The sequence below is a fragment of the Pseudoduganella lutea genome, assembly GCF_004209755.1.
In the GTDB taxonomy this organism is placed as follows: Bacteria; Pseudomonadota; Gammaproteobacteria; order Burkholderiales; family Burkholderiaceae_D; genus Rugamonas; species Rugamonas lutea.
Map to the genome: position 1 here is coordinate 894,470 of NZ_CP035913.1, position 24,686 is coordinate 919,155.

Sequence of the window (24,686 nt, forward strand, 5' to 3'; positions counted from 1 at the left end):
CGAAAAGCGCACTCGTCACCATGCGCCCGATGTATTCCTTGGATAGTGTATTCATCTTCATGATGTGGCTTAGCGCGATGTCGGCTGACAGTCCGTCGTAGTGCCAAGCCAGCCACAAAGGATCGATGGCAAACTTAGAGCTGCTAATACAACTGGACGGGCGGTCATGGTCTGCGTTCTGTAGCGGGCACGGCAAGAAGAAAAGTTAGCAATGATTCGTGGGCGGTGCTGGAGCCGTTGATACCGAAATTTGTCCCGTCGCTAAAAAGAGGCCGTCGGCGTTCGGTCGATGACCAGGCCAATGTGGCCGCACCGAGGCGCTACGAAACGGGTCCAAACCCGACAGATCGTGGAAAACCAAACCCCAAACGGCATATCGTCGTCGACGCGAGTCATCCATAAAGCGCTGCTCTCACCGGCTGCTGCAATCATAACTTCTCGCCTCGTAGACGACTTGTGTAAGCGGCTCTTAGTCCGCGAGCACTAGGCGCTCGATCAAACGCCCCGTGGCGACTGACGGAAGCCAGTTACTCGCACCATCGCCGGCCGCTTGCTCGCCATTGTGTTGAGCGAGCGTGACTACCAGTTCGCCATACACCTCATCGAACGTCTTGGTCTCAGGAGTGAACGACTTTTGCAGTCTTGCACGAAGCTCTGGTTCATCGACAAGTATGCCTTGGCCGGCAAAACATTCCCGGCGCCAGCCTGGCTGCCGCGACAGGATTGCCGCATAGGCAACGATGGCAGGACTGGCGATATCATGCGATTCGTTTTGCGCCGCCGCACGCCGACGGCGGTCTTTTCTGGTGCGCTTGCGTGCCTCGGCAACCTGGGGAGCCGCGCGTTCCAGCATCGCCAGGAACCGCACCTTGTTCACGAAGCGCTTGAAACTTCGGGGCGTCGTATAGGTTTCGCTGAGCCATTCGCTCCACGTTTCGAGGGCGCGGAGAAAATCAACCGAATCCCGATGGACGAACCGTGGAAGCCGGACCGCCGCGCCAAATGCAGCGGCGATCAGAAGGGCGAGCGGAACCACCACGTACCATATCGGGAACGGCGAGTCGTCGGCTAGCGCCGGGCGGTGCAGTTCTCTCAAGGGGGCGTTATCCTGTTCCTCGGCTTTTGCCCTCTCCTTGTCGCTTTCGCGACACTTTTCCGGATCTCCCTCACAGCGCTGCCGCTTCGTTCCGGACACGTCCTTCACGGCTTCGATGACCGGCAGAGGCTGGAATGACGCCTTTTCACGTGCATTTTCGGAGTTGCTGCCAACATGAAAGCCCAGCCATGCCAAGAGGATGATCACTCCAATAGACAGTACAGCAGGTGCCAGCCGCCTGCCCAAGGTCACCAGCGTTCCGGCAATGTTTGGCTTGCTTTCTTCCGTTGGCCGGTCATTTGCCAACATGGCCTTGATGACATTGTCTCCGCTTGCAGTCACTGGAACTTCCAGGTTGAAGAGCTTTTCCAGATAACGTTCGGCGAATTCTCCCTGGGCATCGGCAGTGTGCTGGCCATTCCCTTTTGCTACCTGCTCCGCCAGATCCTTGTAAGCGTTGGCGACCGCACCACATACCCATGATTTCTCGGCACCCATCACGACGAAGCAGCGCCCGGAACTCATCAGGAAATTGATTAACTCTAGGACCTCCGGTACGACAGCGGGATCGCATCGGTCGATATCGTCGACGAACACGACCAGCCTGCGAATGCCATAGGCATTGCATACTTCCCCGAAGTCTTTTGCAAACTGGTAACGTGCCGCCGCGGCGGATGCCAGGCTGCCCGGCCTTAAGGCTGCCGTGGCGGAAAGCAGCATCTTCGGGGTTACACCGAATGCCGTGACGATGCCCATGAAATTCTTGGCGATCAAGACGAGGCCGAGTGTCCCGCCCGCAGCGATTGCGGCCTTCCACGAGGTCGCGCTGAGTAATCCTTCCTGCTTGTTGCCGCCCTCGTTATCGACCGCTTTCTCTTTCAGTGTTTCGGCAAGCGCAGCAAGGCTGGCCTGATCGGTGAAATACCACGCGCCAAAAAACACAAGCAAGCCAGCCAATGCGAGCAGTGGCAAGCCATCCCGCCAACGATCGGCAATCAGCCGCATGCGAAAACCCAGGCCCTGTTTGGTGTACCAGGGCAGCAGTGCCTGTTCGCGGATATGTGCGAACAGCGATGCAAGGATCTGCTCGCTTTTCTGGTGATGCCAGGCGTTGAACCATACGATCGGAAAATGCCATTCATCGAGGCGACGCCGCAGCAGCGACATGATCGAACTCTTGCCCTTTCCCCAAGGCCCCGTAATTGCGATGGAAAATGGTGGTGCCGTGGCCGGATTTGATATGAATGCGGCCAGGCCATCCGCAATGCGGCTGTATCCGAGCTGATCTTCCTGCGGTGATGTAATGGGAACATCGGGCGAGAGCCTGTCCTCGATCGAGGCGGGGCGCGGCAATTGGCCTGGATCGATGGTGACCGCCAGGCCTGACATGGCAAGTGCGAGCGCCGCGGTCAGCCACCACCACGGCGCAAAATATTTTCGATACTCACCGCTCGGTGACCAATGCTGCCCGTAATCGCTGGTTTCATAGCGTTGATCATTGGTGCCTATCCAAAAACCGGCTCCGGAAAGCGGCGGGTGCCATGCGGCCATGGTACCGGTGACTCCGGTGGCGAACGAGACAGGAGACCAGGTCGTTCCACTATCCTCGGTCCGATATAGCGTTCCGGCAGCATCTACCCATCCATTTTTAGCGTCGGTAAACTGCATAACGCCGATTGGGCCATTGCTCTGGGGGACGATTTTCAGTGGCGCCCATTTATCGCCGCCATCTGACGTACGTAATGCACGGCCTGTCCTGTCAGAAACCCATGCATGGTCAGGATCCGGCGCCGAGAGGCGAAGCAACAGATTCGCGCTGGTGAGACGGGAATCTTTGACCGGACTCACGACCATCGAAAAAGCATCGATTTTGGTCCACGCGCGTCCACCATTGACGGTTTTGTATAGCTGACCAATGTCCCCATTCATCGCCAACAGCCACCCGTTGGCGACATCGGAAAAACTGCATGTTGCAACGTCCAAATCCATCACATCCGGCGCCAGGTGCCAGTTCGTTCCACCATCCCATGTCATGTAAAAATTCGACCCACGATTTCTTTCACTGCCAACGCGGACCCATCCGGTCGTCTCAGTCATGAAATGCATATCGTGTACATGGGAGAATGGAATTCGAGGAGGCTTGGAAGAATAACTCCATGACTCGCCTCCATCCATAGTGTGGGCGAGCGCGAGTTTCCGGGTGCTGTCGTTCGTCACGAAGGCCCACCCTCTGTCAGGCGTCATGAAAAAAATCCTGCGAATACGACCATTTGGAAGATCCAGGCCTTTCCAGCTGGCGCCCCCGTTATCTGTTCGATAGAACTCGTTTGCCAAGAAGGAATATACCCATCCGCGCCTGTCATCCGTAAAAAGAGTTCTTAATCGGAACGCAATCTCGGGTAACGAAGAGAACTGCCAGTTGCGCCCCCCATCCTTGGTTGATGCAAGGATGTGCTGCCCGTTTTGCGCCAGGATAAACCTGCCCGTGCCAAGCGGTCTCAAATGCAAGGCTTGCAGCCGAGGTCGCTCCAGTGATAATGTTGCGGGCTGCCACCCCTTGCGAATATCGGTGGTGAGCCAAATCGAACCGTCGCGCGATTTGCTCCATCCTCTACCGTCTTCCGATATCTGTAGGTCTTCCGTCAGTGCAGGTACTTTATGACGGGTCCAACTGCCTCCATCGACATTTCCAGTGAATAGCTGGCCACTGTCATTGAATACCCAAATTCGATCTTTCTGAAGAGAACCAGCTTTGATTTCACCTTGAAAGTTTTCTGGCAATGTTACCGCCTGCCACTTTCCCTGATTTTTCTTGACATACAGTGCAGGCTGTGGATTATCTAAGGTAATGGAATCGGCTCGGATTGTTATCAATAAACTTGTTGAGTTATTCTCGATTACAAATTTTTTTTGAGTAACAGGCAATGCGTTTGGTACTATTTCCGTGTTCCAGGTTTTCCCACCATCGGAAGAAAATTGAACAATTCCTCCGTCGTTTTCCGTGCTCATCCATCCAGTTCTTGAATCGGAAAATTCAAGTGCGGTTATTCTAGGCGAATCAGGTCTTCCGAAGACTAATTTCCAAGTCTGCCCGCCATCCATTGTCTCGAATAATTGGCCCTTCATGCTTGCCCAACCATGCTTCGGATCGATAAAGTCGATAATGGGTTTCTCGTCGTCGAGTTCGACCGGCGGGAGTGCAAGTTGTGTCCAGTTACGCCCTGCATCATTGGTCGAGAATAAGTTTGGCTCGCTACCGTAGGATATGTCGTGGATCCAGCCATGCACTGGATCTACGAACTGCATTTGCCATTCGGCAGTCGAAAGAGGAAGTCGGGCCTTTTCCCATGTGCTGGCACGATCCTTGGTCCACGCGATGGAATTTCCTTCCACGATCCACATGTGGGTACCTTCGCGCAGCGCGAAAATATCTCCCGGAGCGGTCAGCGCAAAGCGCTGCAAAGGCGAACTTTCTACAGGCGAGATCCACCATTGGCGAGACCATCGCTCGGCACGCTCAAGAGGATTTGCAAGAGGTTGCTGCAGCCAGGCAGCAATGGTCGAGAGAATCAAGATTGCAAAGCTGGATACGATCAGAAACGATCGAAGTCCGCTGAATGCCATGGCTGGCCGGGAGCGTGCCTTTATCATCCTGCCCTCTTGTCATCAGGTACGCGCCTGTCAATGCAGTGCAGGCATTGGTATAGGCTTCAACTTATACGTTTTTGCCTGTCGTTCCGGGTGCCCATGACCTACGTTAATTCCATATTACGCGGCAATGCGATGACAAGATATCGACGATCATGATGCACGTTGTAAAACGACAAATCCCACTCTGCCTGCAGGCAGTGCAAGCGATCAGGCCATAGCAACGCATGGGGGATCACTCCTCGCCAGCCTGGTGGAACACCAGTTCCTCCACACGCCGCCCATTGCACAGGTGCTCGCCGATGATGCGGTCCATGTTTTCCGGCGTGACGTTGTAGTACCACGTGCCGTCCGGCTGCACGCACACGATCGGACCGCCCTTGCAGGCGGCGAAGCAGCCGACCCGGCTGCGCTTGACGCGCAGGTCGCCCGTCGTCAGGCCAGCCGCTTTCAGCTTGTCGCCCAGGCTGTCGAACAGTGCCTGCGATGCGTCGTCCGCGCTGCAGCGCGGGCCCGTGCACACCAGCAGGTGGCGGCGGTAGCTGCCGATCTTTGGTTTCACCACTTCGGCGGTTTTGCTGACTTCGCTCATGCTTCCCCCTCCCCTGCCGGCACGGCTTCGTCGGCCCACGGCTCGGCCAGCGTGGCGGCGATGTAGTCGGCCGGCAGGCGGTGGCGGGCCGCCAGCGCCGCGATGCTGGCACCGGCCGCATGCTCCGCCTGCAGCGTATCGAGCCAGCCCAGCAGGCCCGTCGACAGCGAGCGGCCGGCCTTTTCGCCGGCGCGCGTGGTGCCGCCTTCTTCCATGTCGTATTTGTTGGCGTAGCCGCGTGGCGTGACCATCAGGCCATTGCGCACGAACGTGTTGCTGTTGCCGATCAGGACGGTGCTGAGCATGCCGATGTCCGCGTCGGCCATCCGGTCGAGCGTGGTGAACACGATGTTCTCGCGGCGCCGGTAGGCGCTCTTGACGATCGCCACCGGCGTGTCGGCCCGGCGGTGGCGCAGGAACAGGCGCTGCGCCTCGACGATCTGGCGCGTGCGCCGGCCGCTCTTCGGGTTGTACAGCGCGACCACGAAGTCGGCCATCGCCACCGCGTCGAGGCGGCGCGCGATCGTGGGCCATGGCGTGAGCAGGTCCGACAGCGAGATCGCGCAGAAGTCGTGCGTCAGCGGCGCGCCCACCAGCGCGGCGCAGCTGTTCAATGCCGACGCGCCTGGCACGATCTCCACCTGCACGGGATCGTCGGGTGTCCAGCCGGACTGGAACAGCACCTCGTAGGTGGGCCCGGCCATGCCGTACACGCCGGCGTCGCCCGACGAGATCAGCGCCACCTTCTTGCCGGCGCGCGCGGCTTCGAGCGCGCTCACGGCGCGGTCGAGCTCCTCGGTCATCGACTTGCGGATGATCTCCTTGCCCTCGAGGAGATCCGCCACAAGCTTGATGTAGGTGACGTAGCCGATCACCACGTCGGCTTCGGCGATGGCCGCGCGGGCCCTGGCGGTCATGTGCTCCACGCTGCCGGGGCCGATCCCCACCAGCATGATCTTGCCGGCGGTGGCCGGCGGCATTTCAGGTAATGCGGACAAATCGTTCATGGTTCTTCCTGGCGATCGAGACGGTGGCATGACGGCCATCGGCGCCCCGGTGTTTGTGTTTTTCGACGATGAGGGCCGTCATCGGCGTGCCCGCCCCGGCGGCCAGCAGCGCGGCCGCTTCACTGACGGACGGCGTGCCCGTGTAGCGCAGCACCGTGGCCGACGGGTGCGGCACCGGCACGGCGGCCAGCGCCGCGGCTTCATAGAAACGCAGAGGCCAGCCGTATTCGCTGGCGATGGCCAGCAGCGCCGCTTCATCCTGCTTGAGCGTGATCGACGCCGCCGCCGTCACCTGCGAGGGCATCGCGCCAGCCTCGCGCAGCGCGGCCTGCACGGCTTCGCGCACCGTCTGCAAGGCCACGCCGCGGTCGCAACCGAGGCCCACGGTGTAGGTGTCCACGGCGGGGTCCACCGCGGTGCTCACGGCGCGGCGTCCACCGGCGGGCGGTACACGACGAGGCGCTCGTGCAGCGCATCCCACCGTTCGGCCGGCACCTGCTCATGCGTGACCCACAGCAGCGCCGCATAGCGGTCCAGCGGCACGTCGGCGAAACGCGCGAAGCGGTGGATGTTGTCCGGCAGCGGCGTGGGCCGGGTCCACCAGTGCGGGCTGCCCGCTTCCTGCACGAAGGCGATCGGCTCGCCGTTGACGACGTGCGCGGAGACACGCGTGATGTTGATCTTCGGCGCTTCCACGCGCCAGCCCAGGTGGCGGCCCAGGATGTCGACGGGGATCGTGCGGCCCACGTCGGAAGCCGTGGTCAGCACCGGGGCTGCGCCGAGCAGCGTGGCGAGGCGCTCGCTCCATTCGTTGGCGCCGCCCACGTGCCCGGACAGCACGGGAATCACGTACTGGCCCGCGTCGTCGACGACGATCACGCCCGGATCTTCATCCTTGCTGCGCAGGTGCGGCGCGATCAGGCGTACAACGGCGCCCAGCGAAACAAAGAACACGAGCTGGTCGTAGCCGGCGAACAGCGGGGCCATCTCGTCGCGCAGCGCGCCGCCATACGGGTGGAGGCGGTTCGGCAGCCCGGCGAAGGTGGCGGCGAATTTCGCGGCCGTGCAGATGTCGGCTTCCGGCAGGTCGGCGGCCAGGCGCGCGGCCTGCGCGGCGCCATGCTTCGTGATCGCCACGAGGCACAGGCGCGGGGTGGCGTCCGCCTTGATGTCGACGCCGGCATTGGCATTGGGTGAATCGGTCATGCGGTCTCCGTATAAGGGGTAAGGGGGCCGCTCTTGCGCAGGCAGCCCTTGATGCGTTCGCCGCGGATGCGGTGCCCGTGCTTCACGATCAGCAGCGACAGATAGCTGACCTTCGTGCCGCGCAGCGCCAGGATGGCGTCGCCGCTGAAGCGCCGCTCGTCCGGTGCGCCCACCCGTTCGATGAAATGGGCGCCGGCCAGCAGCTCGCGCCGCGCCAGCCAGTCGATCAGCTCATCGAGGATCGGTTTCACCTTCATCAGCACCAGCGTGTCGAAGTCGGGCAGCAGCCGGTCGACCGCACTTACGCCATATGCGGCCGGCACAATGGCCACCGTGTCGTCCTGCTCCGCGAACGGCACGTCGGCCAGCGCGCAGGCGGCCGTGAACGCGTTCACGCCGGCGATGATCTCGACCGGCACGCGTTCGTCCAGCGCGCGCACGGTGCGCGCCAGGTGGCCGAACGTGGCGTACGTGCTGGCGTCGCCTTCGACGAGGAACAGCACGTCGCGCCCCGCCCGCAGCCAGGGCAGCACTGCCTCGGCGGCGCGCAGCCACGCGCGCGCCAGCTTCTCGCCATCGTGCGTCATCGGGAACAGCAGCAGCGCGTGCTCGGGCGGCGGCACCAGGCCGGCGCGGTGCGCGATGTCGAGCGCATAGCTGGGCGTCTTGCCGCTGCGCGCCGGATACACCCACACCGCGTCGCGCCGCTCCAGTGCCGCCCACGCGGCGCGCGTGATCAGGCCCGGGTCGCCGGGGCCCAGCGAGATGCCGAACAGCGTGCCGCTCATGCCGCGCTCCCGGCCCGCTGTGCGCACACGATCCACACGGGGTTCTCGGCCGCCATGCGGTGCATGTGCAGGATCGGTTTGCTGCGCGCGGCCTGCAGCTGCAGCACATCCCATGCAAAGTGCCCCCCTCCGCCCTCCTCTTCAAGTGCTGCCAGCGTGGCGGTCGCCGTGGCCAGGTTTTCCAGCGTGACGAAGTTCATCACCAGCGTGCCGCCGGGGCGCAGCCTGCCCATCACGCCTGCGATCAGGCCGGCCAGCTCGCCGCCCGAGCCGCCGATGAAGACGGCATCCGGGTCCGGCCAGGCATCCAGGCCGTCCGGCGCCTTGCCGAGGTGCAGGCTGTAGTTGGCGACACCGAAGGCGGCGTGGTTTTGCATGGCGATCGCGTGATCCGCCTCGTTCTTCTCGATGGCGTACACGTGGCCGCGCGGGCACAGGCGCGCCGCTTCCAGGCCCACCGAACCGGAACCGGCGCCGATGTCCCACACCACGCTGCCTGCCCGCAGTTGCAGCCGCGCCAGGCTCACGGCCCGCACTTCCTGCTTGGTGATCAGGCCCTTGTCGGGCTGGCGCTGCACGAACGCGGTGTCCGGCAAACCGAAGCGCACCGGTTGCGGTGCCGGCGCGACGCGCCAGAGCAGCACCACGTTCAACGCGGCGAAGCACGTGCCGGCTGCATCGGCCATCGACAGTTCGGCCAGCACGCGCTCTTCCGGTTGCAGCAGGTTTTCCGCCACCGCCATGAGGAAATCGTCGCCCAGGCCTTCTGCCAGCAGCAGCCGGGCAATGCGATCCGGGCTGTTGTCGGGGCTCGTCAGCACCAGCAGCCGCGCATGGGTGCGCAAGGCCTGCGCCAGTGCGTACAGGCCGTGTTCCGGCGTGGCGCCACGCCGCCATTCGCCGGCGTCCTTCGCATGCACGGAAACGATGGCGGCATCGTGCCATGCCAGCCCGATGCGCGCGCAGGCCAGCTGCAAGGTCGACAGATTGGGCAGGAGTTCGAGCGCCTGCACGCACAGGTGCTGCGCCAGGTATGGGGCGATGCCATGGCACAGCGGATCGCCGGTGGCCAGGACCACGCAGTTCAGGTGGTCGGCGCGCGCGGCGCGCACCCACGCCGGCACGTCCTTCAGGCGGCCGGTCAGGTCGTGCTGCACGGCGCCCGCTTTCAGCTCGCGCGCCAGCAGCGCCAGCGTGCGCGTGCCGCCGATCACCACGTCGGCGCCGCGCAGGTGCGCCAGCGCCGTGGCGTTCAGGCTGGCGACGCCGTCGTCGAGGACGCCGATCACGCGGCAGGGGTTGGGGTCTTTCAGATGAGTGTCCATGAGTGTTCGTCCAGAGTCAGGATTCGGCATCGGCAATGTGGGCGATGCCAGTGCGGCCGGCACTGGCCGGGCGCGCACGCGGCAGCGCCGGGGCCGACCACACGTCGGCCACCCGTTCGCCCGTGAAGTCGCACACCAGCACGCGCAGCTGGAAGGTGCGGCCATACCGGTCCGGCGCAGTCAGCGTGTCGATCGCGGCCTGCGCCAGCGCGCGGTGGAATGCCTCGCCCAGGCCCCGCTCGACCATCAGCTCGGCGCCGAAGCGGGCCGTCTCGGCGGCGGCCATGGCGGCGCAATCCTCGGCGCTGGCGCCGATGCGCCGCCCGATCTCCGCCACCAGGTCGGTATCGACTTCGCTGCGGTTGGCGTGGGTGATGGTTTCGCCCTGGGCGATCTTGGTCAGCTTGCCCACCATGACGGCCAGCACCACGAGGCCGATGCCCTGCGCCACAGCTTCATCGAGCGCATAGCGGAGGAAGTCGCCCATCTGCACGAAGCAGGCGGCCGGCAGGTCCGGCCGTTCACCGCGGAGGGTGGCCATCGCGAACGTTTCGGTGCGCCCGCCCGTCGTCAGCGCCACCATGCCGTGACCGGCCGTGGACGCCACCTGCACGCCCTGCACCACGCTGGCACGCCAGGCGGCCGTGGAGTACGGCTTGACGATGCCCGTGGTGCCCAGGATGCTGATGCCGCCCAGGATGCCCAGGCGCGCATTCGTGGTCTTCTTCGCCATGACCTGCCCATCGGGCACGCTGATCGTCACTTCCACGCCATGGTCGGCCATCAGGTCCGGTGCCGCTTCGCGCAGGTTGTCGGCGATATTCTTGCGCGGCACGGGATTGATCGCCGGCCCGCCTACTTCCAGGCCCAGGCCCTTCATCGTGACCGTGCCGACACCGTCGCCGGCCACCCAGGCCACCGTGCCGCCCTGGCCCGGCAGCAGGCGCAGGTCGACCGTCATGTGTGCGCCATCGGTGCAATCCGGGTCGTCGCCGGCGAATTTCACCACCATCGCATGGGCGCGGCCTTCGCCGCAGCGGCCGTCATGCACGGCGAAGGTCACCCGGCTGCCGTTGGGCAGCAGCGCCTCGACCTGCTCCGGCACGCTGCCGGTGGCCAGGCCCAGCATCGCCGCGCGCGCGGCCGCGGCGGAGCAGGCGCCGGTGGTGAAGCCGGTGCGCGTGCCGCGTTCGGTCGCCGACTTTTCCTTCATGCGCGCGCCGCCTCCAGGTGGTTCCCGAGCTTCTGGCGTTCCTCGGCCAGCGCCAGCAGCGCATGCAGCGCCGCCACCACGAGCGTGGAGCCGCCCTTGCGGCCACGGATCACGATCCACGGCACGTCGCCCTGCTCCGCCATCAGGTCCTTTGATTCGGCGGCCGACACGAAGCCGACCGGCATGCCCACCACCAGGGCCGGACGGACGCCTTCCTCGCGAATGAGCCGCACCAGTTCGATCAATGCCGTGGGCGCGTTGCCGATGCCGACGATGGCGCCGTCGAGCAAGCCCAGGCGATGGGCCTTGCGCATGGCCTGCACGGCGCGCGTGGTGTCTTCGGCCCTGGCCAGTTCGATCACGTCGGCATCGCTGATGAACTGGTGCGTGGCCATGCCGAAGTGCGCCAGACGCGGCCGCGACAGGCCCGAGCAGACCATTTCCACGTCGGCCACCACCGGCGTGGCGCCGGCCAGCATGGCGCAAATGCCCGCCTCCACGGCTTCAGGATGAAATTCCGTGAGACCGTTGAAATCGAAGTCGGCGTTTGCATGGATCATGCGGCGCACGATCGGCCACTGCGCGGCCGTGTAGGCGTGCGGGCCTGTCTCGGCATCGATGATGGCGAAGCTGTCATGCTCGATCGCCTGGCCGGCGCGGGTGAGCTGCTCGGTGACCGTGTTCACGCTGCTCATGCGGGCACCCCGGTCGTGCCATGGTCGTGGCGATGTTCATGGTCGTGGTGATGGTCATGACCATGCTCGTGCGAATGGCCATGCTCGTGGGTATGTCCGTGGCCGTGGTCATGCCCATGGGCGTGCGGATCGGCAGCCGCGGGAGCGTGCGCATGCGTATGCGCATGCGAATGGCCGTGTCCCAGCTCATGGGCGATTTCGCGGTAGCTGCAGCCGTCGCACGGGAGGCGGCTGTCCGGCACGCCCGCGCGCAGGTTTTCCACACGCTCGTCCATCAGCCCGAAAATTTCCGCCTCGAAGCCGAAGTGTTCGGTGCACGCGAAGCGCACCTGCGGGTACTGCGCCCGCAGATGCTCGACCTGCCTGTGGATGCGCTGGATCAGCGTGCCTGTGTACAGGTAATACGGCAGCACGACGACCTGGCGCATGCCCAGCAGCACCTGGCGCTGCACCACCTTTTCCAGCCGGGGCCACGTGATGCCGGTGAATGCCAGGTCGACCAGCTCATGGTCGCCCTCCTCCAGCAGCCAGCGCGCCATCTTCGCCATGTCGCCGTTGGCGCCGCGGTCCGAAGAGCCTCGACCCAGCAGCACCACGCCGGTCGTGGTGGGGTCGGGCATGTCGAGCGTGGCCATCGCGCCGCGCAGGCGGCGGCGCAACACCGCCAGCACCGGATCGCTGGCGCCCAGGTGCGGCGCGAGCAGAATGTCGACCTGGTGGCCGGCGGCCGGCGGGCAGGCGGCCCGCGCGGCTTCGATCGCCTCGGGAATTTCCATTTTCACGTGGCCGGCGGCGTTCAGGATCAGCGGCACCACCAGCACACGGCTGGCGGCGCGGGCCGCGGCCAGCAGCGCGGCGTTCAGTTCCGGCGGCGCGAACTCGATGAAACACAGTTCGATGCGCCAGCCAGGGCGGCGTGCGCGCCACTGTTCCGTGAATTCGCGGATCTCGCGGTTGCCCGAATCCTCGCGCGAACCGTGGCCGACGATGAGAATGATGTCAGTCGCCGGCGCTGGCGCCGGCCGCATCATGACTGGTCCGTTCATGCGCTTGCCTTTCTATAACGATGGGTAAAAGTGGGGTCGTAAAGTTTCGAGCGGGCCAGCGTTTCCCAGTGCAGCGCCCCGAGCGTGGGGCTGGCCACGATCATCGCCTGGCTGGCTACGCCCGCTTCGCGGCAGCGTGCCTTGATGTCGGCCAGCGTGCCGCGCAGGATCTTTTCCTCGCCCGGCCAGCTGGCCTTGTGCACCACCAGCATCGGCGCATCTTCCGGCCAGCCGGCTGCGCGCAGCGCTGCTTCCACCTTGTGCAGCAGCGTGATCGACAGGAAGATGCACAGCGTGGTGCGGTGCGCGGCCAGGCTGGCCAGGTCTTCGCCTTCCGGCATCGGCGTGCGCCCTTCCACGCGCGTGAGGATCACGGTCTGCGTAACCTCGGGCAAGGTCAGCGATTCGCCGGCCGCCGCCATCGACGCCATCGCCGACGACACGCCCGGCACCACGGCCCATTCGATGCCCGCCGCGCCCAGCGGGCGGGCCAGCTCAATCAGCGCGCCGTACAGGCCCGGGTCGCCCGTCTGCAGGCGCACCACTGTGCGGTGCCGGGCCGCCTGTTCAATGAGCCAGGCGGTCATTTCTTCCAGTGTCATGTCCTTCGAATCGCGGATCGTGCAGCCAGGCGGTGCGTACAGCGTGACGGCGCGGTCGACCAGCGAACCGGCAAACAGCACGGCGCCCGCCTCGCCCAGAAGCCGGCGGCCCTTGACGGTGACGAGTTCCGGGTCGCCGGGACCGGCGCCGACGAACCATACCTTGCCGGGGTTTTCAACAGTCATTCGGTGCTCTCCAGGATGTTCGATATGGCGGAAGATGTGGCCAGATCCGCCTGCAGCGCCTCCAGCAAGGCCGGCACGCTGCGTGGCGCCGGGATGGCTGGCAACACGCCGCGCGCGGCCAGTTGCGCATGCAAGGCGATGGCCAGCGGCACGCGGTGACCGGCGGTATGCAGCAGGTCCGCGCGCGCCGCCAGCCGCTCGGCCGGCGCGGAGGCGATGCAGCGGCCGGCGGCCAGCAGGTGGATGTCGTCGGCCCACCCGAAAGCAAAGTCGACGTCGTGGGTCGTGAGCAGCACCGTCACGCCGCGCGCGGCGAGGCGGTCCAGCAGCGCCGCCAGGTCGACCTGCATCGGCGCATCGAGCCCGGCCATCGGCTCGTCGAGCAGCAGCACTTCCGGTTCCATCGCCAGCACGCCGGCGATGCACACGCGCTTTTTCTGGCCAAAGCTCAGGTGGTGCACGGCGCGGCCCGCATAGCCGTGCAGGCCCACGGCATCGAGCGCGGCATCGACGCGGGCCGCCACCGTGGCGGCATCGAGGCCCAGGTTCAGCGGGCCGAACGACACGTCCTCGCCCACGTGCGCGGCGAACAGCTGGCGTTCCGGGTCCTGGAAGACGAGGCCCACGCGGCGCCGCAAGGCTGCCAGCGCGGCGCGGCTGCCATCGACGGGCTGGCCGTCGCTGCGCAACTGCCCGGCGCCCGGCCGCAGCAAGCCGTTCAGGTGGCGCAGCACGGTGGATTTGCCGGCGCCGTTCGCACCCAGCAGCGCATGGCGCCGGCCGCGGCCGAGCGCCAGCGTGCAGCCGCGCAGGCCGGTGCCGCCATCGGGGTAGACGTGATCGACGTCGACCAGTTCAAGCACGGGATGCGCCATCACCAGCGGTCTCCCAGCGCCAGCGCGACGAGCAGCGCACCGGCCAGCAGGGCGAGCGTATTCTGGCGCCGCGCCCGTGGAAACGCGGCCGGTAGGAAGCGCAGCGTGCCGGCATACGAGCGCGCGTCCGCGGCCGTCTGCAACGCCGCCGCGCGCAGCCATACCTGCTGGGCGACGTGGCCGGCCAGCAGCCCGGATGATCGAAAGCCATGGCGCCAGCCGCGATAGCCCAGGCGCGCGCGCTGCGCATCGACCCCGTCGTCCCAGGCGCGGCGCAGCACGAACAGCATGCGGTAGCACAGCGCCATCAGGTCGAGCAGCGTTTCCGGCGTGCGCAGGCGGCGCAGCAGCGACAGCAGGTCGGGCAGCGGCGTGGTCAACGTAAAACCCAGCAGCGCGGCCAGCACGGCCAGCGCGCGACACCCCGCCTGCGCCGCCACCGGCACCATCGCGGCATGCCAGTGCCAGTCGCCATGCGCGTCGGGTCCGATCGGCATGGTGGCGCACGCCAGCAACAGGAAACCGAGGGGCGCCAGCGCCGCCGCCAGCCATGCGCGCAGCGGCACGCGCGCGCCAACCAGCGCGGCAAGGGCCAGCAGCAGCGCCAGCAATGCCAGCGTGCCGGGCCGCTGCGCGATCCATGCGGCGGCGATGCCGGCCAGCGCGAACAGCGCCTTGGCCGACGGCGCCACGCCGCGCCAGCGGTTCGCATAGGCGGTCGTTTCGATCAGCATCGGCGATCACCATCGGATTCACCGCCGGCGGCGCGGGCACGCTCGCGTCCTACCGACAGGCCGAGCCAGTAGCCGATCACGCCCGCGCCCAGCGCCGCCTGCAAGGCGAACAGCAGCGAGGCGATCTCGCCGCTGGCCGGCTCGAACACGGGCGCGAACCACGGTTGATATCCTGGCGCGATCGTGCCGATGGCCTGGCGCGCCAGCTCGTCCGCCCCGCCGAACGCCGCCTCGCCGGCAAGCCACAAAGGCAGTACCGACAGCAGCACGATCGCCGTCCATGCCAGCCACGTGCGCGGCCTCATTTGCCATCTCATGTGCGCTCCCTGGCACAGTGCGCGAACACGGGGGCATTGCGCTGCTCAGGGCCATGGAAGCGGGCGATGGCATTCACCACCAGCACCGTCAACAGTCCTTCGCTGATGGCGATGGGTACCTGGGTCAATGCAAAGATGCCGGCGAACCTGGCCAGCGAAGCGGCCATGCCGCCCACCGGGTCGGGAAACGCCCAGGCCAGCTGCAGCGATGTGGTGCCATACGTGGCCAGGTCGCCGAGACAGGCGGCGGCGAACACGGCAACGGAACGCGACATGCCCAGCGCGGCGGCGGCGCGGAACACGCCGTACGCAATGAAGGGGCCGACCACGGCCATCGAGAATACGTTGGCGCCCAGCGTCGTCACGCCGCCATGGGCGAGCAGCAGCGCCTGGAACAGCAGCACCACGAAGCCGACGGGCACCATCGCGGCGGGGCCGAACAGCAGTGCGCCGAGCCCCACGCCGGTGGGATGCGAACAGCTGCCCGTGACCGACGGCAGCTTCAGCGCGGAGAGCAGGAACGCGAATGCGGCGGCGACGCCGAACAGCATGCGCCGTTCCGGGTGCAGGCGCAGGTCGCGCGCCATCGCGCGCAGGCCCACGGCCAGGAAACAGGCGGAGACGGCCGACCAGCCCAGCGCATGCGCAGGCGGCAGGAACCCTTCCATGATATGCATTCGAAACCTCCCGTCGAATGGTCCATAAGAGCACCAGCGGGAGATGAAAAGACGGTCGAGACGGGGCCAGGCACGGCGCCGCTTCGACAGCGGCTTCCCGTCACCCCGGGGAATGGTGCTGACTTGCTTGGGCCGGTATTCTGGCTCGCCGTCATCCTTCATCCGCGCCTTCCCGCGATTAATCGCAGTGGCTAATAGGCGGAATCCGTCAGGCTTACAGCAGCGGGGGCTGCACCGGAATGGCCGCGCGTGGCGGCTTCACCGGTTTCCCGTTTAACGCCCTCCCCGAACGGGAAGAGCGCACCCAAGCGCGCATAGTAACCGAAATGCATTGCGATGGCATAGCATTTTGGTACCGCCGCTCGCGTGGTGCGAAGGCGGCGGGCACGGGGGGCGGTCGCCGCGCGTTATTTGGAAATGCGCAGGATGGCCGACGCCAGCTTGGAGAAGCATGGTGTCAGGTCGGCCTCCGTGGCCGCGTAGCAGTACATGCCGACGTTCTTGTTGGCGTTGTAGCAGCGCGATGGGCCATCGGCCACGTTGGCCATGCATTTCAGCACGGCTTCGCCCGTTTCGCCATCGGCGTTCTTGTCCTTCAGTCCTTCGCCCATGCCCAGTGTGAACACGAAGATGTTGTCATCCCGTGCCTTGGCCGCGACAGCTTCGGCCAGGTTGCGCGCGGCGTTGCCGACGTTCTGCTTGAACTTCGTTGCATCGCCGATATCCTCCACTACCGGGCGCGGCGACAGGGTCTGGACTTTCCACTCCGTGGAAGCCGTATCGACGGCGTTGTAGTACTTCGGCAGCTTCTTGAGCGTGTTCCATGCCTGGCTGCTCAGCGTGCAGGCATTGCTGACATATTCGTACTGGGCGTCCAGCCGCAAGAGCCCCACCCCGACCGAGTCGACGACACCCGGCCTGTTGCAGGTGCCGAAAGGCAGGTTGACGCCGAACGACGTGGGTGCGCCGTCCGAGAAGAACACGATCACGCGCAGGCTGGATCGGTTAAGGGGCGGGATCGCGTTCAGGTCATCGCGCGCGCGTCGCATCCCTTCGAACGACGAAGTGCCGCCGTCGAAAACAAAGCCCGAAATGGTCGACAGCATCGCGTCGCGCTGGAAGCCACGGGCCGACTTGAAGATCGGATAATCCATCACGGCACCGGAAGAAAAATGCACCAGCCCGACCCGGTCCTGCGTGACATTGAACTTGTTCAGGAAGCTCTTGGCCGATGTCCTGACCGTTGGACCTACATCGATCAGTGATCTGGACGTATCGATCACGAACGCCATGTCCAGGTCCCGGCGCACGGTCTGCGCAGAGGCGACGGGTGTCAACGATTTGAAACCCATCAGCTGCATGATCGACACGGGCATCGGCGCATCGGCCTTCACGTCGATCGTCACCTCGCCCGCGTTGAACACGACCGAGGTGCTCAGCAGCTTCGGCCTGGACATCAGATATGACGCGGGAATGTTCGCTTCAAAGAACTGCTTCGCCGCCGCCTGCGCGCTGGCCGTCTGTTCCGACTGCGTGTTCCCGGCCGTGACGGCGCGCGCCCCGGCCAGCGCGGCCGAGTCGACGGCCGCGTTCAGGCGTGCCTTGACCAGGTAGGCCAGGCCCGTGTCGATGGCGAGACCGGCCACGGCCAGCAGCACCATCATGCCCAGCGCGACCATGATGGCAACGGCGCCGCGCTGCCGTTTCAGGAGTGGAGTCATCAGAATATCGTCATCGAATACAGGTCAGGCCCGAAGGTGGGCACGTTGAACTGGCCAGTCAGCAGCATGTCGAAGTTGTAGAAGGTTTCAACCACGTACACCACCTCGCCGTCGTCCAGCTGGCCGTTCATGATGGTGGTGCCCGGCCGCGACGTGCTGCTGATGCCGGTGCACGCCGCCGTGCTCCAGGCGTTGCACGTGTACACCTTGCTGGCCGGGGCATACTGGCTGAAGTTGTAACCGAGCCCGCGTGCCTTGTCGTCCCAGCGGTACTGGTCCAGCACCACGCTGGACGCCACGCCGCTCTTGACCACGCCCATCACGCGGGTGATGTAGACCATGCCCCGCTTGTTCACGTCCAGCGGCGGCGCGCTCGCCATCAGTGCGTAGATGATGTCCTGGCTGTCCGTTTCCAACGGCATGTTGCCGCGCGCCACCAGGTTGGCCCCTTCGCGGCCGATGTTGACCATGATGATCTTGGCCTGCAGTGCGCGGGCGGCGTCGATCATGCAGAACAACAGCATCAGCAGCATCGGCAGGATCAATGCGAATTCGACGGCGGCGACGCCACGCTGGCGCGCGCGCAACGTGGCTGGGAGGTGCGGGCAAGGGATCACTCGAAGACCTCGTTGCGCATCGTTGCCGCCACGGCGAACCTGTATTTGCCGTCTGTGAATACCCGTGAGATCAGCGGTGTCGTCACCGTCCACGTGCAGTCGAGCTTGAGCACGATGATGCTGCCGGCGCCACCGAACATGGCATTGCTGTAACTTTCAGATTTGTACGATGTGCCGTTGACGGAAATGACCGGGCCCACTTTCTCGTACATGCCGAACGAGCTGTCGCGGATTTTCTGGATGACGGCCGCGTAGCGCTGCTGGCTGGCAGCGTTCGGGTCCAGGTTCTTTTGCCCGGTGATCGCATAGCGTGCGCCTTCGCGCACGGCGTACTGCATGGTCAGGGTGACGAAGAACATGAAGCCGAACTCGACCAATGCCAGCAAGACAAGAAGGAATACCGGCATCACGAACGCCATTTCGACGAGTGTGGCGCCAGATTGACGGCGTTTCGTAAACATTTGGAAAGTTTGGCCGATGGAGTCGGTTGTATGCGGTAAGCTTGAGATTCTACAATGCAACTTTCCTTCTGGTAGAGCGAGATCGCCGGAGAAATGCGCCGCTGTCGGGCCAGAACAACGAAGAATGATTTAAAGGCATGCACGAAGAGACATTGCAGCAAGCAGCGACAATCCCGTCTTTCCGGCGCCCCGCCGCGCCCGACGCAGAGGCATGGATGGTGTTCGGCATGCGGATGCTGCTGGCCGTTTCCGCCCTGCTCACGCTGTATATCGGGCCGGCCGACCTCATCGCCACGGGAGTCTGGACGTGGCTGTTCTTCCATGCCTATGTGCTGCACAGCCTGGTCCTTCTGTGCGTGGCCAGGGTGCGGGCGGGCTTCTGGCATGGCCCCGTCATCTACTGGGTCGACATTGGCTGGTATGGCCTGATGATCTACGCCACGGGCGGTGCCCCGAGCCCGTTCTTTTCGTTCTTCTTCTTTGCGATACTGGCGGCATCGTTCCAGCGCGGGTTCGACGATGGCGCCCGGCTGACGCTGGGATCGGCTGCCATGGTGACGATCGCCGTGCTGGCGGCGCAGGGCCTGTCGTCCATCCAGCTGCTGCTGCTGCGCGCCACGTTCGTGCTCGCGCTGGGCTACATGATTGCCTACTGGGCCGGCCTGGCCATCGACCAGCGGCGCCGGCTGTCGCTGCTGCGCGATGTGAGCCGGCTGTCCAATCCCCGCTTCGGCGTGCAGCACACGCTCGACTCGCTGATGGAAAAGATCCTGCGTTTCTATGGCGGCACCACGTGCGTGCTGCTGATGCAGGATGCCGCCGGCCGCTGGACGCTCAATACCGTGCACCACCCCGCGGCCGGGCGCCCGGTAAACCGCAGCAGCATGCGCGAAGACGCAGTACAGCCCCTGCTGGCACTGGGCGAACACGCCACGGTGCTGTATCGCGGCACGCCGGCCCGTGCCGAGCAGCTGCTTGCCGGCGAGCGCTGGGGCGATGTCGACCCGGGCGCCTGCGCCGGCGTCGCCGACCTGCTCGACACGGACTTCTTCATCAGCGCCGCACTGCCATTGCGCAAGGGCGCCGGCCGCATCTTCGTCACTGCGCCGCACCGCCTGCGCCGCGCCGATGCCACGTTCCTGAACCATATCGTGCAGCAGGCGTTCCCGGTGATCGAAACCATCGACCTGCTGGACCGGCTGGCATCGGAAGCGGCCTTTCGCGAGCGCCAAACCATCGCGCGCGACTTGCACGACAGCACAATCCAGCCCTATATCGGCTTGCGCAACGCGGTATCGGCTATCCGCAACGGCGCAGGCGACGGCAATCCCGTGACGCCCGAACTCGACCACCTCGTGGCGATGTGCACGGAAGTGATCGGCGACATGCGCCAGTTCGCGCACCGTTTCCGCAATGGCCGGCAGGAGGAACCGGAGCTGCAGATCGCGCTGAAGCGCCACTTGGCCAAGGTGCGCTCGTTCTTCGACGTGGACGTGACGCTGGATGCGCAGCACGCGCCGCTGATCAGCGACCGCATGGCCGCCGAGGTGTTCCAGGTTGTCAGCGAAGGCATCAGCAATATCTGCAAGCACACCCACGCGCGCACCGCGCACGTGCAAATGAGCGAAGAGGCGGGTCACCTGGCGATCGACATCGTCAATCCGGCCGATGGCGGCACGCCCTGCGCGCCATTCCTGCCTGTGTCGCTGGCCGAGCGCGTGTTCTCGCTGGGCGGGCAGCTGGCGGTGGAACCGTCCCCGGGCGAAACCGTGATCCGCGTGCGCATGCCGCTTTGACATTTATACCGACAAGAGAACTGGAACACACATGACCATCCGCATCATGCTGGTCGACGACCACAAGACCATGCTGTGGGGCCTGGAACGCCTGATCCAGGCCGAGGCCCCCGCGTTCGCGCTGGTGGCTTCCGCCAGCGACGCGCAGGAAGCCACGGCGCTGTGCGCCCGGCACACGCCCGACATGGTGCTGCTCGACCTGGACCTGAAGGGCAGCAGTTCGCTCGACATCCTGCCCGCCCTGGTGGCCAACGGCGTGACGAAAGTGGTGATCCTGTCCGCCAACCGCGATCACGCCACGCTGGCCGGTGCCGTCAAGCTGGGCGCGCGGGGCGTGGTCAGCAAGGAGTCGCCCACGGAGGACGTGCTGGCGGCCGTGCGCAAGGTGCATGGCGGCGAACTGTGGCTGGATCAGCCACTGATGCAGGCGCTGCTCGGGCAGCTCGTGGCGCCTGCACCGGCCGCCGCGAACCCGGAAGCGCAGCGCATCGCCTCGCTGACATCACGCGAGCGCGAGGTGATCGGCATGATCGTGCAGGGCAACGGCGCGCTGAACAAGGAGCTGGCCGAGCGCGCGTTCATTTCCGAGCGCACGCTGCGCAACCACCTGACGGCCATCTACGCCAAGCTGGATGTGGCCAACCGCCTCGAGCTATATATGTACGCGACCCGGCACGGCCTGGGGCTGGAGGCATAGGACATATGTCCCATGCCGGCATGCCGCAACCTCCTACGCAAAAGGGGAGCTTTGACGGATGTGCGGGAAAGGGGTGACCGGTACGATGCTGTTCATGCGCTGCGCCACATTCAAGCGGCGCGACGGCAACCGAACTGGAGCGAACGTGCACGACAAGGAAGACTTCCCGGAACAGCAGTACGAACGTACGGCGAATCCGACCATGCCCTGCGTGGTGCTGTCGGTTCTCGTTGCGGTCGTCGGCCTCATCGCGGTCATGGCCGCCTGGGCTGGCGCATAAGCACCCACCAACATCATCGTCAAGGATACATCATGCAATTCATCAAGAACTTCATCAAGGAAGAAGACGGCGTCACGGCAATCGAGTACGCACTGATCGCCGCAGTCATCGCCGGCGTCGTCATCGTCGCGTTCAACACGCTGGGCGGCAAGATCTCGAGCCTGTTCGGCCGCATCGGCGCAACGGTCGACAAGGGCTGATTCCCGGCTGGCCCGCCACGGCGCCACCCCAGGTCCGGAACGGGTTCGCCCGTTCCGGATTTTTATTTGCAGCCCGCATTTTCCAAACCATCAAACTTGACGATGCTTCCATCCCAGCTTCCGCTTCTCCTGCTGCTCGCCCTGCTCGCCCTCGCCGTGTGGCATGACGTGCGCGCGCGCCGCATCCCGAACGCCATCGTGTTCCCGGGTGCGCTGCTGGGGCTGGCGCTGCATGCGCTGCTGCCGGCCGGCGCGGGCCTGTTCGGCACGCCGATGGGCGGCCTGGGCATCGCCTCCGCGCTGGGCGGCCTGGGCATCGGCCTGGCCATCCTGTTGCCAATGTATGCGTTCGGCCTGATGGGCGCGGGCGATGCAAAGATGCTGGCGATGGTCGGTGCCTTCATGGGCGCCGGCGATATCGCCGCGGTGGGCATTGCCTCGCTGCTGGCCGGTGGCGTACTGGCACTGGCCGTGGCGGCCCGCCAGGGCATCCTGCGTCGCATCCTGAACAGTACGTACCAGACCGTGCTGCACGCCGGCCTGTCGCAAATGCAGGGTGGCCTCGCCCTGCCCACGCCGAGCGGGCGGCTGCCGTATGCCGTGGCGATCGCCGCCGGCACGGTGGCCTGCCTGGCATGGCTGCGCGCATTCGGGGAGCTGCCGCTGTGAGCGCACTGCCGCCCGCACCGGCCGAGGCGCGCGCGCCCCGCACGGTGGAAGAGACCGGCCTTCCCTTCCTGTTCCTTGCCGAACTGGTGGCGAAGGTGCTGCACCAGCGCGGCCAGATGCGCCTGCCGGAACTGGCATCGCACCTGAAGCTGGGCGTGGGCGTCATCGATCCCCTGATCCATTTCCTGCGCGCCGAAAAGCTGTGCGAAGTGGCCCGCACGGGCAACAGCGGCACCGATGCCGACATTTCCTACCTGCTGACGGAAGGCGGCCGCCAGCGCGCCGCCGCAGCGCTGGGCCGCAATGCCTACGCCGGCCCGGCGCCGGTGACGCTGGCCGCCTACACGGCGCAGGTGCAGGCGCAAAGCGTGGCCGGCGTGCACGTCACGCGTGCGCACATGGCCGCCGCGTTCGACGGCATCGTGGCCAATCCGCGCGTGCTGGCGCAACTGGGTTCGGCGATGAATTCCGGCCGCGCGCTGTTCCTGCACGGCCAGGCCGGCAGCGGCAAGACCTACCTGGCCGAGCGGCTGCGCGACCTGCTGACCGGCACGATCGCCGTGCCTTACGCCTTGATGGTGGACGGCGAAGTGATCCCGTTCTTCGACAGCGTCCAGCACACGCATTGTGCCGATGCCACGGCCAGCGACGCCGTGGCCGCGAGCACGGGCATCGACCGCGGCACGGCACCCGACATGCGCTGGGTGCGCGGCGTGCGCCGCCCCGCGGCGCTGGCCGGCGGCGAACTGACGCTGGACATACTCGATCTGCGCTTCGACCCGCACACCCGCCTGTACCAGGCGCCACCGCACCTGAAATCGAATAACGGCATCTTCATCATCGACGACCTGGGGCGCCAGCGCTGCTCGCCCGAGGCGCTGATGAACCGCTGGATCGTACCGATGGACCGCAACGTCGATTACCTCACGCTGCACACCGGCCACACCTTCCAGGTGCCGTTCGACGTGATCGTGGTGTTCTCGTCGAACTTCGTGCCGCACCGGCTCAGCGATGGCGCGTTCCTGCGCCGGCTGGGCTACAAGATCGAAGTGCCGCCAGCGTCGAACGACGAATACGCGCAGCTGTTCCGCCAGGCCTGCGCACAGGCCGGTATCGGCGCCGACGGCCAGGTATTCGCCGACGCATTCGCCTACCTGCTGGACTGCCACCGTGAACACGGCGTGCCCCTGCTGGCCTGCTACCCGCGCGACCTGGTGCGGCAGTTGCGCGACCTGGCCCGCTACGAGGACCGGGTACCGGAACTGAGCCGCCGCACGCTGGACTGGGCCTGGGACAACTACTTTGCCGCGGGCAGCCAGCATGGCTGCCCGCTCGAACTCGAACGCCGCGACCGCGGCACGCATGAAACCCGACTGGAGAATCTCGATGCGAAATAGCCGATCGCTGCTGATCGTTGGCGTGGCGCTGTTCCTGGCGCTGGCCGCCGTGCTGGTGGCCGCCAAGTGGATGAATGAACAGAGTACGGTGGGCACGCGCGTGGCCGTGGCCGCCGCCGATGTCGGCCAGGGCAGCCGCCTGGAAGCCGCCAGCGTGCAGATGGTGGACTGGCCGCCCGGCTCCGTGCCGGCCGGCGCGGTCACCGACCCGAAGCTGCTGGCCGGCCGCGTCACCCGTGCCGACATCGCCAAGGGTGAACCCGTGCTCGAATCGAAGCTGGCGCCGCCGGGCACCACCGGCGGCCTGTCCGCCGTGGTCGCAGAGGGCAAGCGCGCCATGACGGTGCGCGTGAACGACGTGGTGGGCGTGGCAGGCTTCGCGCTGCCGGGCAACTACGTCGATATCCTCGTCAACCTGCAAACCGCGGCCAGCGATGCGGGCGCCCGCGAGCAGTCGATCTCGAAGATCGTGCTGGAACGCATCCTCGTGCTGGCCGTGGCGCAGGAATCGAACCGCGACGACACCAAGCCCCGCGTGGTCAACGCCGTGACGCTGGAACTGGCGCCGGACCAGGTGGAAAAGCTCGACCTGGCACGCAGCATCGGTTCGCTGTCGCTGGTGCTGCGCAACCAGGTCGACCCGCAGCCGGCCAACACGGCCGGCGCCACGCGCGAATCCGTGCTGGGCCTGCCGCCGCTGAAACCGGCGGCTCCGGCCCCTGCCCCCGTGCGTGCCGAGGCGCCACCGCGCACGGCCGCCCCCGCTCCCACTCCCGTACGCCGGACCGAAGGTGTACTCGTGATCCGCGGCCTCGACGCCGCGCCGCAAGCCATTCATTAA

Annotated in this window: 25 protein-coding genes and 1 riboswitch; of the genes, 7 read left to right on the top strand and 18 right to left on the bottom strand. The window is 65.6% G+C overall.

Going from position 1 to position 24,686, the window contains the following annotated elements:
- Positions 1-469: 469 nt before the first annotated feature.
- The 18 genes from EWM63_RS03670 to EWM63_RS03755 form a co-directional block, all read right to left on the bottom strand.
- On the bottom strand, positions 470-4,747 hold the full coding sequence (locus EWM63_RS03670; protein WP_130185332.1) for a P-loop NTPase fold protein: 4,278 nt from the start codon (positions 4,745-4,747) through the stop codon (positions 470-472).
- Between the two features lie 232 nt (positions 4,748-4,979).
- Entirely contained in the window at positions 4,980-5,336 is a 357-nt protein-coding gene (locus EWM63_RS03675; RefSeq protein WP_130185333.1) for a (2Fe-2S) ferredoxin domain-containing protein, read from the bottom strand.
- Complete coding sequence (gene cobJ / locus EWM63_RS03680; protein ID WP_229487709.1) at positions 5,333-6,343, bottom strand: precorrin-3B C(17)-methyltransferase; 1,011 nt, start codon at positions 6,341-6,343, stop codon at positions 5,333-5,335. The genes EWM63_RS03675 and cobJ overlap by 4 nt, the downstream gene beginning before the upstream one ends.
- Positions 6,318-6,767, bottom strand: a complete 450-nt coding sequence (locus EWM63_RS03685; protein ID WP_229487710.1) for a cobalamin biosynthesis protein — start codon at positions 6,765-6,767, stop codon at positions 6,318-6,320. The genes cobJ and EWM63_RS03685 overlap by 26 nt, the downstream gene beginning before the upstream one ends.
- Positions 6,764-7,549: a cobalamin biosynthesis central domain-containing protein gene (locus EWM63_RS03690; protein WP_207221238.1), complete on the bottom strand. Its 786-nt coding sequence runs from the start codon at positions 7,547-7,549 to the stop codon at positions 6,764-6,766. The genes EWM63_RS03685 and EWM63_RS03690 overlap by 4 nt, the downstream gene beginning before the upstream one ends.
- A complete protein-coding gene (cobI, locus tag EWM63_RS03695; RefSeq protein WP_130185334.1) occupies positions 7,546-8,337 on the bottom strand; it encodes a precorrin-2 C(20)-methyltransferase in 792 nt (263 codons plus the stop codon). The genes EWM63_RS03690 and cobI overlap by 4 nt, the downstream gene beginning before the upstream one ends.
- On the bottom strand, positions 8,334-9,662 hold the full coding sequence (cbiE, locus tag EWM63_RS03700; protein WP_207221239.1) for a precorrin-6y C5,15-methyltransferase (decarboxylating) subunit CbiE: 1,329 nt from the start codon (positions 9,660-9,662) through the stop codon (positions 8,334-8,336). The genes cobI and cbiE overlap by 4 nt, the downstream gene beginning before the upstream one ends.
- Before the next feature lie 16 nt (positions 9,663-9,678).
- On the bottom strand, positions 9,679-10,875 hold the full coding sequence (locus tag EWM63_RS03705; RefSeq protein WP_130185335.1) for a cobalt-precorrin-5B (C(1))-methyltransferase: 1,197 nt from the start codon (positions 10,873-10,875) through the stop codon (positions 9,679-9,681).
- Entirely contained in the window at positions 10,872-11,570 is a 699-nt protein-coding gene (locus EWM63_RS03710; RefSeq protein WP_130185336.1) for a precorrin-8X methylmutase, read from the bottom strand. The genes EWM63_RS03705 and EWM63_RS03710 overlap by 4 nt, the downstream gene beginning before the upstream one ends.
- Positions 11,567-12,616, bottom strand: a complete 1,050-nt coding sequence (locus EWM63_RS03715; RefSeq protein WP_229487711.1) for a sirohydrochlorin chelatase — start codon at positions 12,614-12,616, stop codon at positions 11,567-11,569. Before EWM63_RS03715 ends, EWM63_RS03710 begins: the two co-directional genes overlap by 4 nt.
- Complete coding sequence (gene cobM / locus EWM63_RS03720) at positions 12,613-13,404, bottom strand: precorrin-4 C(11)-methyltransferase (protein ID WP_130185337.1); 792 nt, start codon at positions 13,402-13,404, stop codon at positions 12,613-12,615. The genes EWM63_RS03715 and cobM overlap by 4 nt, the downstream gene beginning before the upstream one ends.
- Positions 13,401-14,279, bottom strand: coding sequence for an energy-coupling factor ABC transporter ATP-binding protein (locus tag EWM63_RS03725; protein ID WP_130190170.1), 879 nt, complete (start codon positions 14,277-14,279; stop codon positions 13,401-13,403). The genes cobM and EWM63_RS03725 overlap by 4 nt, the downstream gene beginning before the upstream one ends.
- Positions 14,279-15,013, bottom strand: coding sequence for a CbiQ family ECF transporter T component (locus EWM63_RS03730; protein WP_130185338.1), 735 nt, complete (start codon positions 15,011-15,013; stop codon positions 14,279-14,281). The genes EWM63_RS03725 and EWM63_RS03730 overlap by 1 nt, the downstream gene beginning before the upstream one ends.
- Positions 15,007-15,330, bottom strand: a complete 324-nt coding sequence (locus EWM63_RS03735) for an energy-coupling factor ABC transporter substrate-binding protein (RefSeq protein WP_229487712.1) — start codon at positions 15,328-15,330, stop codon at positions 15,007-15,009. Before EWM63_RS03735 ends, EWM63_RS03730 begins: the two co-directional genes overlap by 7 nt.
- Entirely contained in the window at positions 15,327-16,007 is a 681-nt protein-coding gene (locus tag EWM63_RS03740; RefSeq protein WP_130185339.1) for an energy-coupling factor ABC transporter permease, read from the bottom strand. Before EWM63_RS03740 ends, EWM63_RS03735 begins: the two co-directional genes overlap by 4 nt.
- A 113-nt stretch (positions 16,008-16,120) precedes the next feature.
- Positions 16,121-16,330, bottom strand: a riboswitch (cobalamin riboswitch).
- Positions 16,331-16,414: 84 nt separating this feature from the next.
- Positions 16,415-17,728 carry a VWA domain-containing protein gene (locus EWM63_RS03745; RefSeq protein WP_130185340.1) on the bottom strand — a complete coding sequence of 438 codons (1,314 nt, stop codon included), beginning with the start codon at positions 17,726-17,728 and terminating at the stop codon, positions 16,415-16,417.
- A complete protein-coding gene (locus tag EWM63_RS03750; RefSeq protein WP_130185341.1) occupies positions 17,728-18,345 on the bottom strand; it encodes a TadE/TadG family type IV pilus assembly protein in 618 nt (205 codons plus the stop codon). Before EWM63_RS03750 ends, EWM63_RS03745 begins: the two co-directional genes overlap by 1 nt.
- Positions 18,342-18,806 carry a TadE/TadG family type IV pilus assembly protein gene (locus EWM63_RS03755; protein ID WP_130185342.1) on the bottom strand — a complete coding sequence of 155 codons (465 nt, stop codon included), beginning with the start codon at positions 18,804-18,806 and terminating at the stop codon, positions 18,342-18,344. The genes EWM63_RS03750 and EWM63_RS03755 overlap by 4 nt, the downstream gene beginning before the upstream one ends.
- A 137-nt stretch (positions 18,807-18,943) precedes the next feature.
- Here EWM63_RS03755 and EWM63_RS03760 point away from each other — a divergent pair, with 137 nt between their 5' ends.
- The 7 genes from EWM63_RS03760 (at position 18,944) to cpaB (ending at position 24,686) form a co-directional block, all read left to right on the top strand.
- Positions 18,944-20,602, top strand: a complete 1,659-nt coding sequence (locus EWM63_RS03760; RefSeq protein ID WP_130185343.1) for a sensor histidine kinase — start codon at positions 18,944-18,946, stop codon at positions 20,600-20,602.
- Positions 20,603-20,633: 31 nt separating this feature from the next.
- A complete protein-coding gene (locus tag EWM63_RS03765) occupies positions 20,634-21,299 on the top strand; it encodes a response regulator (RefSeq protein WP_130185344.1) in 666 nt (221 codons plus the stop codon).
- Between the two features lie 73 nt (positions 21,300-21,372).
- A complete protein-coding gene (locus EWM63_RS03770) occupies positions 21,373-21,579 on the top strand; it encodes a hypothetical protein (RefSeq protein ID WP_130185345.1) in 207 nt (68 codons plus the stop codon).
- Between the two features lie 32 nt (positions 21,580-21,611).
- A complete protein-coding gene (locus EWM63_RS03775) occupies positions 21,612-21,779 on the top strand; it encodes a Flp family type IVb pilin (protein WP_130185346.1) in 168 nt (55 codons plus the stop codon).
- Positions 21,780-21,881: 102 nt separating this feature from the next.
- Positions 21,882-22,448: an A24 family peptidase gene (locus EWM63_RS03780; protein ID WP_130185347.1), complete on the top strand. Its 567-nt coding sequence runs from the start codon at positions 21,882-21,884 to the stop codon at positions 22,446-22,448.
- Entirely contained in the window at positions 22,445-23,845 is a 1,401-nt protein-coding gene (locus EWM63_RS03785; RefSeq protein ID WP_229487714.1) for a DUF8689 domain-containing protein, read from the top strand. The genes EWM63_RS03780 and EWM63_RS03785 overlap by 4 nt, the downstream gene beginning before the upstream one ends.
- The gene (gene cpaB, locus EWM63_RS03790; RefSeq protein WP_130185349.1) at positions 23,835-24,686 is read left to right on the top strand and encodes a Flp pilus assembly protein CpaB; all 852 of its coding nucleotides are present in this window, start codon (positions 23,835-23,837) and stop codon (positions 24,684-24,686) included. The genes EWM63_RS03785 and cpaB overlap by 11 nt, the downstream gene beginning before the upstream one ends.

What these genes read in the sequence shown, in the direction of transcription:
- EWM63_RS03670 (WP_130185332.1), bottom strand. Translation starts at nt 4,747, where the DNA reads ATGATAAAGGCACGCTCCCGGCCAGCCATGGCATTCAGCGGACTTCGA.
- EWM63_RS03675 (WP_130185333.1), bottom strand. Translation starts at nt 5,336, where the DNA reads ATGAGCGAAGTCAGCAAAACCGCCGAAGTGGTGAAACCAAAGATCGGC.
- cobJ (WP_229487709.1), bottom strand. Translation starts at nt 6,343, where the DNA reads ATGAACGATTTGTCCGCATTACCTGAAATGCCGCCGGCCACCGCCGGC.
- EWM63_RS03690 (WP_207221238.1), bottom strand. Translation starts at nt 7,549, where the DNA reads ATGACCGATTCACCCAATGCCAATGCCGGCGTCGACATCAAGGCGGAC.
- cobI (WP_130185334.1), bottom strand. Translation starts at nt 8,337, where the DNA reads ATGAGCGGCACGCTGTTCGGCATCTCGCTGGGCCCCGGCGACCCGGGC.
- cbiE (WP_207221239.1), bottom strand. Translation starts at nt 9,662, where the DNA reads ATGGACACTCATCTGAAAGACCCCAACCCCTGCCGCGTGATCGGCGTC.
- EWM63_RS03705 (WP_130185335.1), bottom strand. Translation starts at nt 10,875, where the DNA reads ATGAAGGAAAAGTCGGCGACCGAACGCGGCACGCGCACCGGCTTCACC.
- EWM63_RS03710 (WP_130185336.1), bottom strand. Translation starts at nt 11,570, where the DNA reads ATGAGCAGCGTGAACACGGTCACCGAGCAGCTCACCCGCGCCGGCCAG.
- EWM63_RS03715 (WP_229487711.1), bottom strand. Translation starts at nt 12,616, where the DNA reads ATGAACGGACCAGTCATGATGCGGCCGGCGCCAGCGCCGGCGACTGAC.
- cobM (WP_130185337.1), bottom strand. Translation starts at nt 13,404, where the DNA reads ATGACTGTTGAAAACCCCGGCAAGGTATGGTTCGTCGGCGCCGGTCCC.
- EWM63_RS03725 (WP_130190170.1), bottom strand. Translation starts at nt 14,279, where the DNA reads ATGGCGCATCCCGTGCTTGAACTGGTCGACGTCGATCACGTCTACCCC.
- EWM63_RS03730 (WP_130185338.1), bottom strand. Translation starts at nt 15,013, where the DNA reads ATGCTGATCGAAACGACCGCCTATGCGAACCGCTGGCGCGGCGTGGCG.
- EWM63_RS03735 (WP_229487712.1), bottom strand. Translation starts at nt 15,330, where the DNA reads ATGAGATGGCAAATGAGGCCGCGCACGTGGCTGGCATGGACGGCGATC.
- EWM63_RS03740 (WP_130185339.1), bottom strand. Translation starts at nt 16,007, where the DNA reads ATGCATATCATGGAAGGGTTCCTGCCGCCTGCGCATGCGCTGGGCTGG.
- EWM63_RS03745 (WP_130185340.1), bottom strand. Translation starts at nt 17,728, where the DNA reads ATGACTCCACTCCTGAAACGGCAGCGCGGCGCCGTTGCCATCATGGTC.
- EWM63_RS03755 (WP_130185342.1), bottom strand. Translation starts at nt 18,806, where the DNA reads ATGTTTACGAAACGCCGTCAATCTGGCGCCACACTCGTCGAAATGGCG.
- EWM63_RS03760 (WP_130185343.1), top strand. Translation starts at nt 18,944, where the DNA reads ATGCACGAAGAGACATTGCAGCAAGCAGCGACAATCCCGTCTTTCCGG.
- EWM63_RS03765 (WP_130185344.1), top strand. Translation starts at nt 20,634, where the DNA reads ATGACCATCCGCATCATGCTGGTCGACGACCACAAGACCATGCTGTGG.
- EWM63_RS03775 (WP_130185346.1), top strand. Translation starts at nt 21,612, where the DNA reads ATGCAATTCATCAAGAACTTCATCAAGGAAGAAGACGGCGTCACGGCA.
- EWM63_RS03780 (WP_130185347.1), top strand. Translation starts at nt 21,882, where the DNA reads ATGCTTCCATCCCAGCTTCCGCTTCTCCTGCTGCTCGCCCTGCTCGCC.
- cpaB (WP_130185349.1), top strand. Translation starts at nt 23,835, where the DNA reads ATGCGAAATAGCCGATCGCTGCTGATCGTTGGCGTGGCGCTGTTCCTG.